The sequence below is a fragment of the Mycobacterium sp. SMC-11 genome (assembly GCF_046250095.1).
GTDB classification, from domain to species: domain Bacteria; phylum Actinomycetota; class Actinomycetes; order Mycobacteriales; family Mycobacteriaceae; genus Mycobacterium; species Mycobacterium heraklionense_A.
In genome coordinates this window covers 3,715,347-3,732,378 of the sequence record NZ_CP176430.1, presented here as the reverse complement: position 1 = coordinate 3,732,378, position 17,032 = coordinate 3,715,347, and the positions used below count along the sequence as shown (strand labels likewise).

Below are 17,032 nucleotides of genomic sequence, written 5' to 3'. Positions count from 1 at the left end.
GGCGACCGTGCCATTTGCGGGCCGTCGTTACCGCGAGCCCCTTCTACCGCGAGCGTGCGTGTCTGTACACAACACGCCGCGCAGAACCGTGCGTCTGCGCGCGCTCGCGCCGTCGCGCCGAAACGTCTAGAAGATCGCCCCCACCAGCATGAGCGGGGCCAGGCCGATCAGCGCCGCCAGCGGCTCGCCGATCGCGTCGAGTGGGTTGCCGGCGGCCATCTCGGTGTTGAAGAGCTCCACGGCGAGCGGGGGCAGGGTGAACAGCAGTGCGCTGGCCATGTCGATCGCGGGGAGGCCGGTGTGGGTGAACGACAACTCCCCGAAGCCCTGCGTGAACCAGTTGGCGGCGCCGGCGAGGAACGTCGAGAGGTAGTTCGAGATGTCGTCCGGTGAGCCGTCGAGGTTGAACGCAGCGATCGCGGAGTTGATGATCGGACCGAGTACGTAGTCCATCGTCTGAGGCGAGATCAGTTGGTAATTGGTCGGATCCATCAGGGTGTTGAACGCGTCCTGGACGCCTTGTTGTAAGCCGTTCAGCAGGGCGTCGGGAACTTGGTCCAGGACACTTTGGGGCGGCAGGAACCCCAGGGGAGTGGGCACATCGGCGAACCCCGGCGACCAGCCGTTGTCGATGCTGCCGTAGCCCAGATTGACCAACACTGACAAGCTCGGCTGCAGCAGATCCGCCAGGGGATTGCCGACGACCGGAATCAACCGCAGCGGGTCCAGCAGCGGCAGGCTCGGCGACTCGATCATGAAGTAGTTGGTCAACGAGTCGGTCGTGGACGTCGGCAGTTGGATCGCGTTGGCGACCTGATCCGGCGTCAGGCCCAGGTACGCGGTGTGGTTGAAGACGATGCCGAGGTAGGCGTTGAGATCGGACAGCAAGTTGATCGGGTATTTCGGAAAGTCGGCGAAGCCGTCGTATTCGTAGGTGTAGATGTCGGTCGGGGAGATATCCGACGGCGTCGCGCCGCTGAAGGTGAGTCCCAGGCTGGTGGCGTCGGGCGTGTTGCCGTCCGGGATCGCGAAGCGTTCCAGCAAGCCGCCGTTGGGATTGCTGGGGTCGCCCAGCAGCACGAAGTGCACGTCGTGGGGGTCAACCCCTTCGGCGGTCAGCCGCGACATCAGCAGCGAGTCGATCGTGGAACTCTGCGAATAGCCGCTGACCACAACGGGATTGGCGTGACTGACTCCGCCGGCGGCGATCTGCGCTTTGATCGCGTCCAGGATGATCTGCTGGCCCTGGGTCGTCGCGTTGTCGAACGTCATGCTGAACGGGCCGGTGAAGGGATACAGCGACTCCGGCGTGGTCACCGCCCGCATGTCACCGGTGAAGCCGTGCGGTTGCAGGTACAGCTTGTCGAAGGCGTTCAGCCAACCCTGGCTGGGCGTCGCGATGAAGCTGGCACCCATGATCAGGGCGGTGCCGTCCCCGAGCGAGGATTCAGCGCCGGCCAGTAGCACTCGCGCGTGCTCCGCCGCCGGTTGTAGCGGCGGAACGACCGGCACGCCGGCGCCGGTGACGGCCAGTCCGACGGTGAGATAGGCGCCCAGAGCACGCTGCATTTCCCCTCCTACATGCCTCGTTCTGCATTTATGTCATTAGGCGGTGGTCGTTGAGGCGGAATGCGCAGATTGACGCGTCGCCCGGGGTCGCCAAGCCGATGGAACCAAAACCCGCCGAGTGCAGTCGAACTACATATCAGCGCGACTCGATCGCGGCCGCCGACGGCAGGAGACGATGTGAGCACACCCGCAGCCACCACCACACTCAGCGCCGACTTCGAGGTCATGCTCGCCGTCGCGGCGGCCACCGACGCCCGCAACGAGGAGATCCGGGGGATGCTGCAGGCGTTCGTCGGCCGGATGCGGGCGGTGCCGCCGTCGGTGTGGTCGGGTCTGGCGGCTGCCCGGTTCCAGGATGTCGTGGACCGCTGGAACGCCGAATCCTTGAAGTTGCACCACGCGCTGGCGCGCATCGCCGAGACCATTCGTCACAACGAGCGTGCACTGCGCGAGGTCGCCGAGACCCACTCGCATCGCATCGCCGCCGCCGGCGACGGAATCTGAGCGGGCCCGGACATGGATGCGTTGTCCTACAACTTCGACGAGATCGACTACGTCGTCCGCCAGGAGATCCACTCCACGGCCGCCCGGCTCAACGGGGCGCTGGAGGAGTTGCGGTCGCAGATCGCACCGCTGCAGCAGGTCTGGACGCGGGAGGCGGCCGGCGCGTACCACGCCGAGCAGATCAGATGGCAGCACGCCGTCAGTGCGCTGAACCAGATCCTGTTCGACCTGGGCAGCGCCGTGCGCGACGGCGCCGCCGACGTCGCCGACGCCGATCGTCGCGCCGCGGGAGCTTGGGGGCGGTAGGAGAGGCCACCCCCGAATACGGTGTGGCCCCGACGGTGGAGAGCCGACGGGGCCACACCGGCTCAAACGCCGGCGATCGCCGTTTTGACCCGCCCCGATCACCGCCGGTAAGCTGCACCGTTGGCGTGCGGTGCCTCCTGGTGCAGCGGGTCCTCGGGTCACTGTCGGTCGCCGAGAACCATTCCGTATGACACGCCGGACCGGCACCCGGCTCGCTCCGGGATCCGCTAGAACCGGGGAACCCCGGCTCGAGTTAAAAGAAGAGGTAAGCGCTGTGCCCACCTATGCGCCGAAGGCGGGTGACACCACACGTTCGTGGTATGTCATCGACGCCACCGACGTGGTGCTCGGCCGGCTCGCCGTTGCGGCAGCAACCCTGCTGCGCGGCAAGCACAAGCCGACATTCGCACCGAACGTTGACGGTGGTGACTTCGTCATCATCATCAACGCCGACAAGGTTGCCATCAGTGGCAACAAACTGCAGAAGAAGATGGCTTACCGCCACTCGGGCTACCCGGGCGGACTGCGCAAGCGCAGCATCGGTGAGCTGATGGAGACCCGTCCCGACCGTGTCGTGGAGAAGGCGATCCTCGGGATGATCCCGCACAACAAGCTGGGGCGTCAGATTCAGCGGAAGCTGCACGTCTACGCCGGCCCGGTGCACCCGCACACCGCTCAGCAGCCGATCCCGTTCGAAATCAAGCAGGTGGCGCAATGACCGAGACCGCATTTGAAGGTACTGAGGCCATCGACGAGGCCGCCGAGGCCCCCGTGGTTGACGGGACCGTAGAGGTGTACGAAGAGGTCGCGCCGGCTTACGAGCCGCACGACCTGGGTCGTCCCATCCAGACCGTCGGCCGCCGCAAGGAGGCCGTGGTGCGTGTGCGCCTGGTGCCCGGCACCGGCAAGTTCAACCTGGACGGGCGCACCCTGGAGGCCTACTTCCCCAACAAGGTGCACCAGCAGCTGATCAAGGCCCCGCTGGTCACCGTGGACCGGGTGGACAGCTTCGATGTCTACGCCCACCTCGACGGCGGCGGCCCCTCCGGCCAGGCCGGTGCGCTGCGGTTGGCTCTGGCCCGCGCGCTGATCCTGGTGCAGCCCGAAGACCGTCCGGCCCTGAAGAAGGCCGGCTTCCTGACTCGTGACCCCCGGGCCACCGAGCGCAAGAAGTACGGTCTCAAGAAGGCCCGCAAGGCTCCGCAGTACAGCAAGCGCTGATCTGCGATTGCATTCTGGCAGCGAGTTGGGGGTGCCTTCCGCACGCGGAAGGCACCCCCGGCTTGCGTTTGAGGGTGCGTGTTTTCGGCTCGACACCGGCGTGTCGGGCCGCGGACACGCGCGCTCGCGGCGATAAAGGATAGTTATGGGTCGACTTTTCGGCACCGATGGCGTCCGCGGGGTTGCCAACCGCGAGCTGACCGCCGAGCTGGCGGTCGCACTGGGCGGCGCGGCGGCACAGCGGCTCGCCACCGGCACCGGGCGCCGGGTGGCCGTCGTCGGCCGTGACCCGCGGGCCAGCGGCGAGATGCTGGAGGCCGCGGTCATCGCCGGTCTGACCAGCCAGGGCGTCCATGCGCTACGCGCCGGTGTGCTGCCGACCCCGGCAGTGGCCTATCTGACCAACGCGTATGAAGCCGACTTCGGGGTGATGATCTCCGCCTCGCACAACCCGATGCCCGACAACGGCATCAAATTCTTCGGTCCCGGCGGACACAAGCTCGACGACGCCACCGAGGACCAGATCGAAGACCTGGTGGCCGCCGGACCGGGCTTGCGCCCGATCGGCGCCGAACTGGGCCGGGTGGTGGACGCCAAGGATGCGCTGGACTGCTACCTGCGGCACCTGGGCGAATCCAATCCCGGCCGGCTGGACGGCTTGACCGTGGTGGTGGACTGCGCTCATGGCGCAGCGTCGGACGCGGCGCCGCGGGCCTACCGGGCCGCCGGGGCCACCGTGATCACCATCAACGCCGACCCCGACGGGCTCAACATCAACGAGGGGTGCGGCTCCACGCACCTGGAACCGTTGCGGGCCGCGGTGCGCCACCACGGCGCCGACCTGGGCCTGGCACACGACGGTGACGCCGACCGCTGCCTGGCCGTCGATGCTGACGGCAACGTCGTCGATGGTGACGCCATCATGGTCGTGCTGGCCCTGGCCATGCGCGAAGCCGGAGAACTGGCGGACGACACCCTGGTGGCGACCGTGATGAGCAATCTCGGTCTACACCTGGCCATGCGCGAGGCAGGGGTGACGGTGCACACCACCGACGTCGGCGACCGCTACGTCCTCGAGCAGCTGCGCGCCGGCGGATTCACCCTCGGCGGTGAGCAGTCCGGCCACATCGTGCTGCCCCAGGTGGCCACCACCGGTGACGGCATCATGACTGGCCTGCGTCTGATGGGGCGAGTGGCGCAGACCGGCACTCCGCTGGCCCGCCTGGCCTCGGCGATGCGCACGCTGCCGCAGGTGCTGATCAATGTCGAGGTCACTGACAAGGCCGAGGCGGTGGGCCGCCCGGCAGTGCGTGATGCGGTGCGGCGCGCCACCGACGAGCTCGGTGACACTGGGCGAATTCTGTTGCGCCCGTCGGGAACCGAGCAGCTCGTCCGGGTGATGGTGGAGGCCTCTGACGAGGAGACGGCTCGCCGGATCGCGGCCGAGGTCGCCGACGCGGTACGCACCCGGAACTGAGCCCAGCGAACCCAGGGGAACCCCTCCAGCGCTGTCACCGTCAAACCCGTATGGGACGACAACAGCTCTACCTCGACGCCTCCGCGCTGCGCTCGGTCGCGGACCACATCGATGGAGTCGCATCGGTCATCGATACGGCTTCCCGTAACCGGTTGGGCGGCTTGCTATTCGACGGCGCCGCTGCCGGGCGCGACCATATCGGGGCGGGGGAGGCGCTGCGCCGTGCTCTACAGGCCTGGTTGCCCGAGCTGATGCGCTGGTCGCGGGCCAATACCGAGATCGCCACGGCACTGCGGGCAGCGCTGACGCGTTACGGACAGGCCGAGGCCAGCGCTGCCGAACGGGTTGGTTGACGTGGCCCAGCGATATGACGTGTCCACCCGGCTGGCCGAGGGGCGCGAGGCGGTCATGCACACTCAGACCTATGTGTCGGCGTGCTATCGACGGGGATACCGGCATCCGGAGCTCACCGGCTACGACGGCCAGCTCGCCGGCCGCTACGACAGCGAAGCCGGCCTGGACCTGCGATCGCTCGATAGTGACTGTGCCGCACTGAATGCACTCGCCGACACCGCCGACGACGCACTGCGTACCCAACGACAGCAACTGGTAGAGCTGGCCAATGCCTGGCGGGGGCCGGGCGGCGACGTGGCCGCGGAATTCCTGCGTCAGCACTGCGACGCCGCAGCACAGCTGACGGCCCGGTTGCGTGCGGCGGCCGTGGGTTGCGGTGTGCTGCGTGATGAGCTGTGGCGGTTGGTCGACGCCAAGGTGGCCGCGATGGTCGCCGTCGATGAGCGGGTGGGTGCGCACCGGCAGTCCTGGCTGGCGGCAGCCCACGCGGTGAGCTCCGGCACCGGCGAGGAGGGTGCCGCCGCGGTGGTAGACAATCAGGTAATTCCCTACGTGGACAACGATGTTCGCGGCGAGTGGGTGACGGCCATCCGAACCGCGCGGGACGGGATTGCCGCGGCATACGGCGCCGCGATAGCGGCGGCTGATCCTGGGGCGGGCGTGGTGTTCGCGATTCCGGGGGATCTGGGACCGGTGCTTCGACCCGAGATGGCGGTGCCCACGGTGCCTGTCCCGATTGCGCCGATCTCCGGCCCACTCGATGTTTCGCCGGCCCACACGGCCCAGGTGGCGCCGGATCCACCGGCGCAGACGGTGCACAACGCTGCTCCCGCCGGACCACTCGATGACCAACCCGGTGGTTTAGCGAGCCTCGACGAAGGAGAGGCGAAGCTGGAACCGCCGCATAAACCGGGTGATCTGGGGCTGCCGGGCGCGCTCGGCCTGCCCGGCGACCTGGGCATGCCGTCGGCGGGACTACCAGGTGGCCTGGGCGGTGGGCTCGGCGGACTCGCCGGCCTAGGCGGGCTGATCCCGCGACTTGTCGATGCGCTCGGCGATCCCGGCGCCGGCCAGGCGTTCGATGAACCGTTCGACGATCCAATCCGGGAAGGCGTCGAGCCCACCGACTCCGACGACCCCGAGCCGGAGTCCGAGCTGGAGACCGAACCGGAGACCGAACCGGCGGTGGAGGCGGCCAAGCAGTCCGACGCCGAGGACCCCGCGGGGGACGCGGCAATCGGCGATGTCGCAGTGGAGCCAGCACCCGGCGCCGGGGATTCCGAACCCGTAGACGACACCGGAGACGGCGAGGCCGAACCGGCTGCCGAGCCGACAGACGCCAACCCGCCGAAGACGCCGTGTGACATGGCGGCCGAGGAATTACCGCAGGTGGGGGAGTGATCCGAGCAATCGCATCATGATGCGTTAAGTCTCGCATCATGATGCGTAAGGAGTACCATGCTCGATATGAGAACCACCGTGGTGATCGACAGCGACGTCGCCGCCGAGATCGAGCGGCTTCGCCGGCGGGGTCTGGGTATCAGCGAGGCGCTGAACCTGCTTGCCCGCCGCGGCATCGCCGCAGAGGCCAGCGCCCCCGAGTATCGATACCGTCATCGCACCGCGCCGATCGGCCTGAAGGTCGATGTCAGCAACGTGGCCGAGGTGCTCGACCTCCTCGATGGCGACCGATGATTGTCGACGCGAACCTTCTGCTGTACGCCGTCGATGCCGATAGCAAACACAATCCGGTGGCCGCAGCGTGGCTGGAAGAAACGTTGAACGGCGCCAACCGGGTTGGGCTGCCGTGGCAGACCATCGGCGCGTTCTTGCGGATCGTCACACATCCCAGGGCGGCCGCCAACCCATTGACCGGGCCCGAAGCGTGGACGCACGTTTCGGACTGGTTAGCGGTCCCGGTGGTGTGGATCCCGCCCGCCACCGAAGCGACGGCACAGGCCTACGCGAAGATCTGTACGCAGGTCGATGTCACCGGCAACCTGGTACCGGATGCCCAGCTTGCCGCCCTCGCGATCGAGCACGGCGTCGCACTCGCCTCTGCCGACACCGATTTCCAACGTTTCCCCGGCCTGCGCTGGATCAACCCGCTGGCTTCCGGCTAGGTCCCCGGCGCGTCGTTCAGCCTTGGCGGGCTCCCCAGGACTGCAGTGTTGAGACGATCTTGGCGGCCGCCTCCAGCTCTTCCAGCGACAGTTCCCGGGTGGGTGTACGCCACTCGGCGACGGTCGCCAGCTTGCCCTCGACGAAGTTCTGCTTGGACTGGCCGCGCTGGACCTTGCCGCTCGAGGTGGTGGGCAGTGACACATGATGCACCAGCACCACCGCGTCTGCCGCGATCCCGTGATGGGTGGCGACCGCCAGCCGAATCGACTCGATGACGGCGTCGAGGTCGGTCTCACCGGCTCGCGCACTGTCCACTTCGTGTACGACCACAAGTTGTTCGACACCGCCGGGCGGCGCGTCGGTGGCAAAGACTGCCCCGCGGCCCGACACCAGCACCGGGTCGCATTGCTGCACGGTGAACTCGATGTCGTTGGGGTAGTAGTTGTGACCGTCGATGGTGATCAGGTCCTTGCATCGCCCGGTAGTGAAAATCTCACCGGCACACAGGAATCCGAGGTCGCCAGTGCGCAGGAACGGGCCGCGCGTAGGGTCGCCCGGCTCGGCCAGCACCGCTCCGAACGTCGCCGCCGTCTCTTCCGGACGGTTCCAATAGCCCTGCGCGACATTGGGTCCGGCGACCCAGATCTCGCCGACCTCGTCGGGGCCGCAGGGCTGGCGGGTCACGGGGTCGACGATCGCGATGTCAGCTTGGCGTGGCTGACCACAGCCCACGAACGTCGCGGCGGCGGGGTCATCCGGCGACACGTCGACGATGCGGTCCTGCTCCAGCGCAACGCGATCCAGGTAACGCACCCCCGGCGTGCCGGTAGCACATCCGGCCGCGACCTGCAGAGTGGCTTCGGCCAGCCCGTAGACCGGATAGCACGACGACAACTGGAAGCCGGCCGGCGCGAAGGCGTCGGCGAACGCCGCCAGGGACGTGGCACGCACCGACTCGGCGCCGTTCATAGCGACTCGCAGGCAGGAAAGATCCAGTGCGGCGCGCTCTTCGGGGGTGCTGGTCTCCACGCACCGGTCGTAGGCGAAGTTCGGTGCGGCGGTGATCACGCCGCGATGCGCCGACACCAGTTCCAGCCAGCGCATCGGGCGCTTGATGAACGCCGTCGGCGACATCAGTGCCGTGCTGACCCCGACGTAGAGCATCGACAAGATCCCGCCGATCAAACCCAGATCGTGGTGCGGGGGCAACCAGAAGACGCCCTTGTCGTTCTCGTCGCCGTTCCAGGCCTGACGGATGGCATCGCAGTTGTGCAGGATGTTGCCGTGGCTCAGCAACACGCCCTTGGGGGAGCGAGTTGAACCCGACGTGTACTGGATGGCGGCCGGGGAGTTGATATCGATATCGGGGGCGACCCAGGTGTCGGGGTCGGCGCCGGCGTCGGTGAAGAACCATTGCTCGGGTTCCCCGGGAATCCCGGCGACCGCGGCCCGGGTGTCCTGGCTCTTCTCGGCGGCGGTGAGCGCGAACCGGGCCTGGGCGTCGGGGACGACGACCTGCAGGCGTGGCGCCAGCTTCTGGTGCACTGGCACGGCCACGGCGCCCGCGTACAGGCAGCCGAAGAACCCGGCGATGAAGTCCAAGCCCGGCCGCACCAGCACCAGCACCCGTTCGCCGGTGACGTCGTAGCGCTGCAGATTCGCCGCGATCGCGCGTGCGCGGCGATCCAGCTCGTTGAACGTCAGCTCGCTGCGGCCGTCGTCGTCGCCGTTGTAGGAGAAGCTGAAGGCGACCTTGTCGCCGAACCGCTCGGCTTGCCGCCGTAGCAGCTCTACCAGGGTTTCGGCAAAGGGGGTGGTCACGGTGGGCGTGAATTCCATGGGCCCATTTTGGCGTGTGGGGTGTTCTGGACCACACCCGGCCCCCGCGCGCCGAGTCAGGACGGCACCAGGGCGCGCAGCTCCTCGACGTAGCGCAGCGCCTCGTCGGGTCCGGTGGCCAGCGGGCCGACCAGCAGCGTGGTCACCCCGGCGTCGGCGTAGGCGGCCAGCCGTTCGGCCACTAGGCCCCGCGGCCCGACCAACGACGTGTTGCGCACCAGCTCGTCGGGCACCGCGTCGATCGCCTCGGTCTTGCGTCCGGACAGGTAAAGCTCCTGGATGCGATCCGCGACATCGCCGAAGCCGTAACGGGTGGCCAGGTTGTGATAGAAGTTGCGACCTTTGGCGCCCATTCCACCGATGTAGAGCGCCAGCTGCGGTTTCACCCATGCCAGCCGGTCCTCGACGTCATCGCCGATGGCCAGCGACGCCCCCACGATGACGTCGAGCGGTCCCAGCTCCGGATCACGTTTGGCCGCACCGGCTTTCAGGGATTCGCCCCACACGTCATTGGATCGTTCCGGGTAGAAGAACACCGGCTGCCAACCGTCGGCGATCTCGGCGGTCAATTCGACGTTCTTGGGCCCCAACGCGGCGATCGAGATCGGAATCCGCTCGCGCACCGGGTGATTGATCAACTGCAATGACTTGCCCAGTCCGGTTCCACGGTCGGCCGGTAGGGGCAACTGGTAGTGCTTCCCGTGGTAGTTGAGGCGTTCGCGGCGCCACACCGCCCGGCAGATCTCCACGACCTCGCGAGTACGGCCCAGGGGTGCGTCGAACGGCACGCCGTGGAAGCCCTCCACCACTTGCGGGCCCGAGGTGCCCAGCCCCAGGGCGAACCGGCCGTCGGAGACGTAGTCCAAGCCGGCGGCCGTCATCGCCAGCAGTGCGGGCGTTCGGGTGTAGATCGGCAGAACACCGGTGAGGAGCTCGACTCGCGACGTCTTGGCCGCCAGGTAGCCCAGCTGGCTGATGGCGTCGAACGAATAGGCCTCGGCGACCGAGACCACGTCGATCCCGACTCGCTCCAGCGCGACGACCTGCTCTACCGCTTCCTTGAACCCACCCGCATAGGCCAGCTGTACACCGATCCGCACTCAACAGGCATACCACGGCACTCCCTACTGCGACCTACTGCAACGGCTTCGGTGGTGCGCCATATCGGCAACAAGTCCACCGATCGGTCTCAGGTTTTACTTACAGTTGACCAGGCAAGTTAAGGCCAGTGCTTGGATCGAGCTTCAAAAACGCTGGAAAAACATCTAACGAATTTGCTTGCCTCTAAGGTTACTCACCGGTAGTGTCGCCTTTCACATCCGTGGACAAATGTGACCACAGACGCAATACGGCGGCGCCACGGCCTTCGAGGCGCTGGTCAAGGGCGGTACCCAACAACAAGGAGATGGCTGTGCAACAAACCCTTCGTCCCTACGTCACCGCCGCCGGCGTCGCGATCGTGGGCGCAAGCCTGATCGCAGCCACCCCGGCCGCGATGTCGCCGCCAAACATCAGCACCGCGCGCGATGTGGCGCTGACCGCGAACAGTGCGTGGGACGAGGTGTTCAACACCGCACAGCAGAACCTGACCCAGATGCTGAACAACTACTATCTGGCGCCGGGTGTGGCGTTTCAGCAGTTCATCGCCAACCAGAACGACTACGCCCAGCAGTTGCTCGACGACCCGGCGAACATCACCGCTGTCACCGAGCAGATCCGCCACAACCTCGACGCCGTGCTGACGGGGTACGCCCTGAGCAATCCCTCCGAGGAAACCCTCAACATCGTGCTCAGCCACACGTTGGCGGCCGGCAACTCGGCGGACTTCACCTTCGGCTGGTATGACCTGTTCGCGGGCCCGTTGGCGTCGATCGCGGGCGGTATGTTCCCGGCGGATCTCATCCCGATCATCCACTTCCTGGCCTCGCCCGTGAGCGGCATCATCATGGGCTCGCTGGGACCGGCGATCGCTCCCTGGGTCGCGCTGCTCAACAGCATCAACGACCATGACGGTCTCTCCGAGACGCTGGCCAACATGTTCGGGGCCTCGCTCAATGGCGCCACCCTCAACCTGGACAGCCTGCTGCCGATGATCAACGAGGTCGCCGGTGGCATGCTGCCGGCAGGATTGGGAATCGGCCACTTGGACATCGCTTTCGGCGGCCTGCTCAGCGCCGGCCATGTGGCCATCGACCCCTACCAGGTGCTCGGCGCCAATGGCGAGGTCGTCGCCGAAACGCCCGCGGTGGGCGGCTCGATCCTCAACAGCGTGGGCATCGACCTGACCGGTGTTCCGGTGCTGGGCAGCATCAGCATCGACAGCAATGCGATCGGACCGATCGGCGCGATCCTGGGTCTGGGGCAGACCATCGGTGCGCTGTTGGGCTCGGGCTGGGACGGCAAGGGCGCGGTGCCGGTCACTCCGCCGCTGGCCGGGTCCGACCTGCCGCTGATCCCCGATCTCGATGACGGCGGCGCCGGTGATGCTGCGGCTACCGACTGGTTCGCCGACCTGGTCGCGGGCTTGGGCCTGTAGCCCGCCCATCCGCTCCAGGCGTATATCCCACCCAAACCTGTTACCCCAAAACGACTTTCACACGAGAGGCATTCGCATGACGCAAGGCAAGGCCGCATCGCGGCACCGCAACCGCATGATCGGTACCGGCAGCGCCGTGGCGGCGTTTCTGGCGTTCGGTATGACGCCGTTGGCGCCGGCGCCGGCCGCTTCGGCCGATTTCGAGGATCTGTTCAGTTTCGATTGGTTGGCACCGGCCGCAACCGTCGACGTCGCCGGCTCGGCGGACGCCTTCGATTTCGGGGACATGTCCGCGGCGTTCAGTGATTTCAACATCGCCACGCTGTTTGACCAGATGTTCTACAGCCCGTTGCACATGCTGACGGAGTTCTGGATCAATAACCCGTTCGGGGAGATGGTCAATGGCGCTATCAACACGATTTCGGGGCAGTACTTGATCGGTGACGGTATCGATGGCACCGCGGAGAATCCCGACGGCGGCAACGGTGGGTTGTGGTTCGGCGATGGTGGTGCTGGTTGGTCCAGTGATGTGGCCGGGGTGGCCGGCGGCAACGGCGGTAACGCTTTGGGCTTCGGCAACGGTGGCGACGGTGGTGACGGTGGTGCGGGTGCCGCCGGTGGCAACGGTGGTATCGGTGGCGTCTGGATGGGCCACGGCGGCGACGGCGGCGCCGGCGGTGACGCCGCCGGCCTGGCGGCCAACGGCAACGGTCTGATGGGCGGTGCCGGCGGTGACGGTGGAGCGGCCATGGCGTGGATGTTCGGCAACGGCGGGGCCGGCGGCGCCGGCGGCCAGGGCGCCAACGGCGCGCAGGGCAGCTTCGCCAATGGCGGCACCGGTAACGGCGGAATCGGTGGCAACGGCGGCGCCGGGGGTGCCGGCGGGGTCTCGGGCTACCTGTTCGGCAACGGCGGTAGCGGTGGTGCCGGCGGTGTTGCCGGCGACAGCGGCAACGGCGCCGCGGGCACTGCCGACCACCACAACGGTGGTAACGGAGGCTCGGCCACGTTCAACCAGGGCTTGGGAGGCGCGGGCGGCGCGGCCGGCGCCCGCGGCTCCAACTTCTACAACTCCCCGCTCCTCGGTGCGGCCGGCCAGGTCGGCGATGGCGGCGACGGTGGTGTCGGCGGCAGCGGTGGCGCGGGCTTCAAGGACGCCACCGGCGCCTTCCTCGGTGACGGGGGCAGGGCCGGCCTCGGTGGTTACGGCGGTAACGGCAACGTCGGCGGTGACGGCGGCGCCGGCGGTAACGGCGGCGAAGGCATCAACGGCGGCGGCGGTGGTCAGGGTGGTCAGGGCGGCTCGTCGGTCGGCGGCAACGCGGGCGGCACCGGCGGAAACGGTGGTGTCGGTGGCAACGCCACCGGTGCGGTCGGGGTGACCGGCACCGCCGGCGACGGTGGTCGCGGCGGCACCGGCGGGGCCAGTGAGGCAGGCGCCGGCGGCACCGGTGGCAATGCCGGCGCGGCCGGCAACGGCGCCACCGACGACGCCACCATCAAGACCGTCGGCGGCAGCGGCGGTGCCGGCGGTGGCGGTGGTGCGGGCCTGACGGGCGGCAACGGCGGCAACGGAACCGCCGGCGGCACGGGCACCTTCAAGGGTGGGACCGGCGGCTTCGGCGGTACCGGCGGCTCCACGATCACCGGCGGCACCGGCGGCAACGGCGGGAATGGTGGTGCCGGCGGTACCAGCACCGGCTGGAAGGCCGGCGACGGCACCGTCTACAGCCAGGGCGGCAACGGTGGTGCCGGTGGCAGCGGTGGTGGAGTCTCGGGCGTGTTGATCGGTGCCTCTGGTGTGGGCGGCAACGGTGGTGTCGGCGGTGACGGCGGGGCCGGTGCCACCGGCGCCGGTGTGGTCAGCGTGGGCGGCAACGGCGGCAACGGCGGCAACGGCGCCGAAGGTTACGGCGACCAGGTCGGGGGTACCGGCGGCGCGGCTGGCAACGGCGCTGACGGCACCGCCTCCGGCGGCAACGGTGGCGTTGGCGGCAAGGGCGGCGACGCCGAGCACGGGGCTGCTGGAGTCGGCGGAGCCGGCGGTAACGGCGGCGACAGCGGTGGCGTGCAGACCACCGTCGGCAACCCTGCCGGCTTCGGGGCCAGCCACGCCGGTAACGGCGGTACCGGCGGAATCGGCGGCAGCGGCAACGGCACCAGCGGCGTCGGTGGGGTCGGCGGTAACGGGGGCCACGGCGCCGGTGACGTCAACGGCGGCAACGGCGGCACCGGCGGCGTCGGTGGCGCGGGCGCACGCGGCGAAACCGGGTCGACCACCAACGGCGCCTTGACCGGCACCGGCGGAACCACGCCCGGAGGCGTCGGCGGCGACGGCACCAACGCCGCCGCCGGCGGCAAGGGCGGCAACGGCGGCACCTCGGAGAACGGGACCGGCGGCAACGCCGGCAGGGGTGGTGCCGGTGGCCGCGGTGGCGCGGGTGGCGACGGCGGTGCCGGCGGCAACGACCCCACCACGGGCGTTGGTCTGGCCGGCGGCAACGGCGGTAACGGCGGTATCGGTGGGGCCGGCGGCGCTGCCGGACAGGCCGGGCACGGCGGAGCCGGCAACGGCGCCGCGGCCACCGACGGCGACGGCGGTCTGGGCGGCTTCGGCGGTACGGGTGGCGCCGGTGGCAACGGCGCCGCCGGCACCAGCTCGGCGACCGCGGCCGGCGGTAACGGCCAGGCCGGTGGCGCCGGCGGTCAGGGCGGCAACGGTGGCGCGGGCGGCACCTCGGGCACCGGCAACGGTGGTGCTGGCGGCGTGGGCGGTCAGGGCGGCGATGCCGGCTCGGGCGGTGCCGGTGGTACCGGCGGCGTCGACGCCAACGGCAACGGACTGGCCGGCGGTAACGGCGGTGCCGGTGGCATCGGCGGGCACAGCGGCACCGGCGGCGCGGGTGGTTCCAGCACCAGCGGCACCGCTGGCACCACCGGGACCGACCTGTTCGGTGGCGCGGGCGGCGCGGGCGGCGCCGGCGGGGCCGGCGGCAATGGCACCGACGGTGCCAGCGTGCCTACCAAGCCTGGTGACGATGGCGGCAACGGCGGGGCCGGCGGCACGGGCGGTACCGGTGGGGCCGGTGGCGGTTCCAACGCCAACACGGGCGGCGCCGGCGGCGCGGCCGGTGCGGGAGGCCACGGTGGCAACGGCGGCGACGGCGGGACCGGCAGCGCCGGGTCCGGCGCCAACGGCAATGGCCTGGACGGTGGCACGGGCGGTAGCGGCGGTAAGGGCGGCAGCGCCGGCACCGGCGGCAACGGCGGCGCCAGCACCAGCGGTAACCAGGGGCGCGGCGGCGCCGGTGCGAACGGCGGCGGCGGTGGCAACGGCGGCGACGGTGGCGACGGCGGCAATGCGGCCGGCACCGGCACCCCCGGCGACGGCGGCGCCGGCGGCACGCTCGGGACCGGTGGTGCGGCGGGTGCGGGCGGCACCGGCACCCCCAACGGCAACCCCGGCGTCTCGGGCGCCGACGGGACCGCCGGCACCCCGGGCAATCCCGGCAGCTAGTTACACCGCGTCACCTCACGGTCGCCGGGTCCCCGCAAAGGGGGCCCGGCGACCGTCGTTTGCGGGGCGTCCACCGATTTGCCCATATCACATTGACTAGACCTGTTGCGGGCATGTGCCCTGCCCGAAAAAGGACGACCGTCTACTCTCAGGCGAAGATTATGCAGGATCACGAGATATCTGAAAGTTAACGCCTGTGAGCTTTGAAAACGGAGGAAAAATATTTGACGAAGGTGCTTGTGCCTTAAGTTACTCACGGTTAGTGTTTCGTCTCACATCAGTGAATAAGTGTGAATCCAGGAGCAACACGGCAGCGCCACAGCTTCTCCAGGCGTTTGCCGAGGGCGGCACCTCACCAAAGGAGATGGCTGTGCAGAAAACCCTTCGCCCCTACGCCACGGCGGGTGTCGCGATCGTGGGCGCCACCCTGATCACCGTCCCCCCGGCGGTCGCGTCGTTGCCCGACGTACCCCAGGCCCGCGACGTCGCGCTCACCAGCTTCCTGACCGACGCGATGGCGCCGTGGATCGAGCAGTACAACATCGCGGCCGAGAACGCCACGGTGCTCGCCAACAACTTCAACCTCGCGCCGTTCGTGGCGTTCCAGCAGTTCATCGCCAACCAGTACGGCTACTTCCAGGAGATCCTCAACGACCCGTCGAAGATCCCCGACGTGGTCAACGAGATGCAGGAGCATCTGCGCGCGGTGAACAACGCCTACACCATGCTCGGCATCGCCGCGGATGACCCGACCGCCGCTACCACGATTCTGCACACCCTTAGTGGGGGTGCTGACCTATCCACCTTCACCCTCGGCCACTCCCTGCTGTTCGGACTCCTGCCCGCACTGTTGCCGGCCTTTTTGCCGCCCGGGACCGATGCCGACGCGATATTGCCGATCATCAACTTCATCTCCTCACCGATGAGCGGCATGATCATGGGGATGATCGGGCCGGGGATAAGCCCCTGGATCGCGTTGATGAACAGCATCAACGACGGCGACGGCCTGAACGAGATCCTGGCCAACATGACCGGCGCCTTCTTCAACGGCGCCACCCTCAACCTCGACTTCATCCTGCCGATGCTTGACGGCGTGGTGCCGCCCGGCACCATCTCCCACCTGGACTTCGCGTTCGGTGGCCTGCTTACGCCCGGCTCGGTGGCCAACGCGGCGTACACCACCTATGACGCCTCCGGAAACATCGTTTCCGAGGTGCCCGCGGTTGGCGGTTCGATCTTCAACAGCGTCGGCCTCGCTATCGACGCGTCGGGCTTTCTGGGGCAACCGCTGACGCTCACCGTTGAGAGCCACGGGGTCGGCCCGATCGGCGCCATGATGGGCTGGGAGCAGGCCATCACCGGGTTGCTGGGCGGGCCTGCCTGGAACTGGGACGGCAAGAACCCTGGCCAACCGCCCGTGGAGCCGCCGCTGTCCGGCTTCTCTTTCCCCGTCGTCCCCTCCGACTTCTTCGATGACGGCGGTGCCGGCTCGAGCGTAGGGGATGCGGCCGATTGGACGAGCCTCCTGGATGCCCTGGGTCTGTAAACCCGTACAGCCCGCACATCGCATGACCCGAACTGAGAA

The 17,032-nt window shown here is 68.5% G+C and carries 15 protein-coding genes; 12 read left to right on the top strand and 3 right to left on the bottom strand.

Annotated features, from left to right (window positions below; translation table 11 throughout):
• Positions 1 to 126: 126 nt before the first annotated feature.
• Positions 127 to 1,569 (bottom strand): PE-PPE domain-containing protein, encoded by a 1,443-nt coding sequence (locus ACKY0X_RS17715; RefSeq protein WP_409427102.1) that lies wholly within the window; start codon positions 1,567 to 1,569, stop codon positions 127 to 129.
• A gap of 177 nt (positions 1,570 to 1,746) precedes the next feature.
• Here ACKY0X_RS17715 and ACKY0X_RS17710 point away from each other — a divergent pair, with 177 nt between their 5' ends.
• The 9 genes from ACKY0X_RS17710 to ACKY0X_RS17670 all read left to right on the top strand — a co-directional run bounded on the left by ACKY0X_RS17710 (position 1,747) and on the right by ACKY0X_RS17670 (position 7,554).
• Positions 1,747 to 2,073, top strand: a complete 327-nt coding sequence (locus ACKY0X_RS17710) for a WXG100 family type VII secretion target (RefSeq protein WP_409427101.1) — start codon at positions 1,747 to 1,749, stop codon at positions 2,071 to 2,073.
• A gap of 12 nt (positions 2,074 to 2,085) precedes the next feature.
• Positions 2,086 to 2,379: a WXG100 family type VII secretion target gene (locus ACKY0X_RS17705; RefSeq protein ID WP_409427100.1), complete on the top strand. Its 294-nt coding sequence runs from the start codon at positions 2,086 to 2,088 to the stop codon at positions 2,377 to 2,379.
• A 274-nt stretch (positions 2,380 to 2,653) separates the two neighbouring features.
• The gene (gene rplM, locus ACKY0X_RS17700; protein WP_065040035.1) at positions 2,654 to 3,097 is read left to right on the top strand and encodes a 50S ribosomal protein L13; all 444 of its coding nucleotides are present in this window, start codon (positions 2,654 to 2,656) and stop codon (positions 3,095 to 3,097) included.
• Between the two features lie 29 nt (positions 3,098 to 3,126).
• Positions 3,127 to 3,600 (top strand): 30S ribosomal protein S9, encoded by a 474-nt coding sequence (gene rpsI, locus ACKY0X_RS17695; RefSeq protein WP_409429682.1) that lies wholly within the window; start codon positions 3,127 to 3,129, stop codon positions 3,598 to 3,600.
• A gap of 145 nt (positions 3,601 to 3,745) precedes the next feature.
• The gene (glmM, locus tag ACKY0X_RS17690; protein WP_409427099.1) at positions 3,746 to 5,077 is read left to right on the top strand and encodes a phosphoglucosamine mutase; all 1,332 of its coding nucleotides are present in this window, start codon (positions 3,746 to 3,748) and stop codon (positions 5,075 to 5,077) included.
• Positions 5,078 to 5,127: 50 nt separating this feature from the next.
• Positions 5,128 to 5,430, top strand: coding sequence for a type VII secretion target (locus ACKY0X_RS17685; protein ID WP_065040032.1), 303 nt, complete (start codon positions 5,128 to 5,130; stop codon positions 5,428 to 5,430).
• Between the two features lies 1 nt (position 5,431).
• Complete coding sequence (locus tag ACKY0X_RS17680) at positions 5,432 to 6,832, top strand: hypothetical protein (protein ID WP_409427098.1); 1,401 nt, start codon at positions 5,432 to 5,434, stop codon at positions 6,830 to 6,832.
• Positions 6,833 to 6,898: 66 nt separating this feature from the next.
• Entirely contained in the window at positions 6,899 to 7,126 is a 228-nt protein-coding gene (locus ACKY0X_RS17675; RefSeq protein ID WP_409427097.1) for a CopG family transcriptional regulator, read from the top strand.
• A complete protein-coding gene (locus ACKY0X_RS17670; RefSeq protein ID WP_409427096.1) occupies positions 7,123 to 7,554 on the top strand; it encodes a TA system VapC family ribonuclease toxin in 432 nt (143 codons plus the stop codon). Before ACKY0X_RS17675 ends, ACKY0X_RS17670 begins: the two co-directional genes overlap by 4 nt.
• A gap of 16 nt (positions 7,555 to 7,570) precedes the next feature.
• On the opposite strand, the gene ACKY0X_RS17665 is transcribed toward ACKY0X_RS17670, so the two are convergent.
• Entirely contained in the window at positions 7,571 to 9,394 is a 1,824-nt protein-coding gene (locus tag ACKY0X_RS17665; RefSeq protein ID WP_065040028.1) for a fatty acyl-AMP ligase, read from the bottom strand.
• Between the two features lie 56 nt (positions 9,395 to 9,450).
• Positions 9,451 to 10,494 carry an LLM class F420-dependent oxidoreductase gene (locus ACKY0X_RS17660; protein ID WP_409427095.1) on the bottom strand — a complete coding sequence of 348 codons (1,044 nt, stop codon included), beginning with the start codon at positions 10,492 to 10,494 and terminating at the stop codon, positions 9,451 to 9,453.
• Positions 10,495 to 10,799: 305 nt separating this feature from the next.
• Here ACKY0X_RS17660 and gjpA (ACKY0X_RS17655) point away from each other — a divergent pair, with 305 nt between their 5' ends.
• From gjpA (ACKY0X_RS17655) to gjpA (ACKY0X_RS17645), 3 genes are all read left to right on the top strand, one after another.
• On the top strand, positions 10,800 to 11,930 hold the full coding sequence (gjpA, locus tag ACKY0X_RS17655; RefSeq protein WP_409427094.1) for an outer membrane porin GjpA: 1,131 nt from the start codon (positions 10,800 to 10,802) through the stop codon (positions 11,928 to 11,930).
• Between the two features lie 76 nt (positions 11,931 to 12,006).
• Positions 12,007 to 15,447 carry a PGRS repeat-containing protein gene (locus ACKY0X_RS17650; RefSeq protein ID WP_409427093.1) on the top strand — a complete coding sequence of 1,147 codons (3,441 nt, stop codon included), beginning with the start codon at positions 12,007 to 12,009 and terminating at the stop codon, positions 15,445 to 15,447.
• Positions 15,448 to 15,811: 364 nt separating this feature from the next.
• The gene (gene gjpA / locus ACKY0X_RS17645) at positions 15,812 to 16,993 is read left to right on the top strand and encodes an outer membrane porin GjpA (protein WP_409427092.1); all 1,182 of its coding nucleotides are present in this window, start codon (positions 15,812 to 15,814) and stop codon (positions 16,991 to 16,993) included.
• Positions 16,994 to 17,032: the final 39 nt, after the last annotated feature.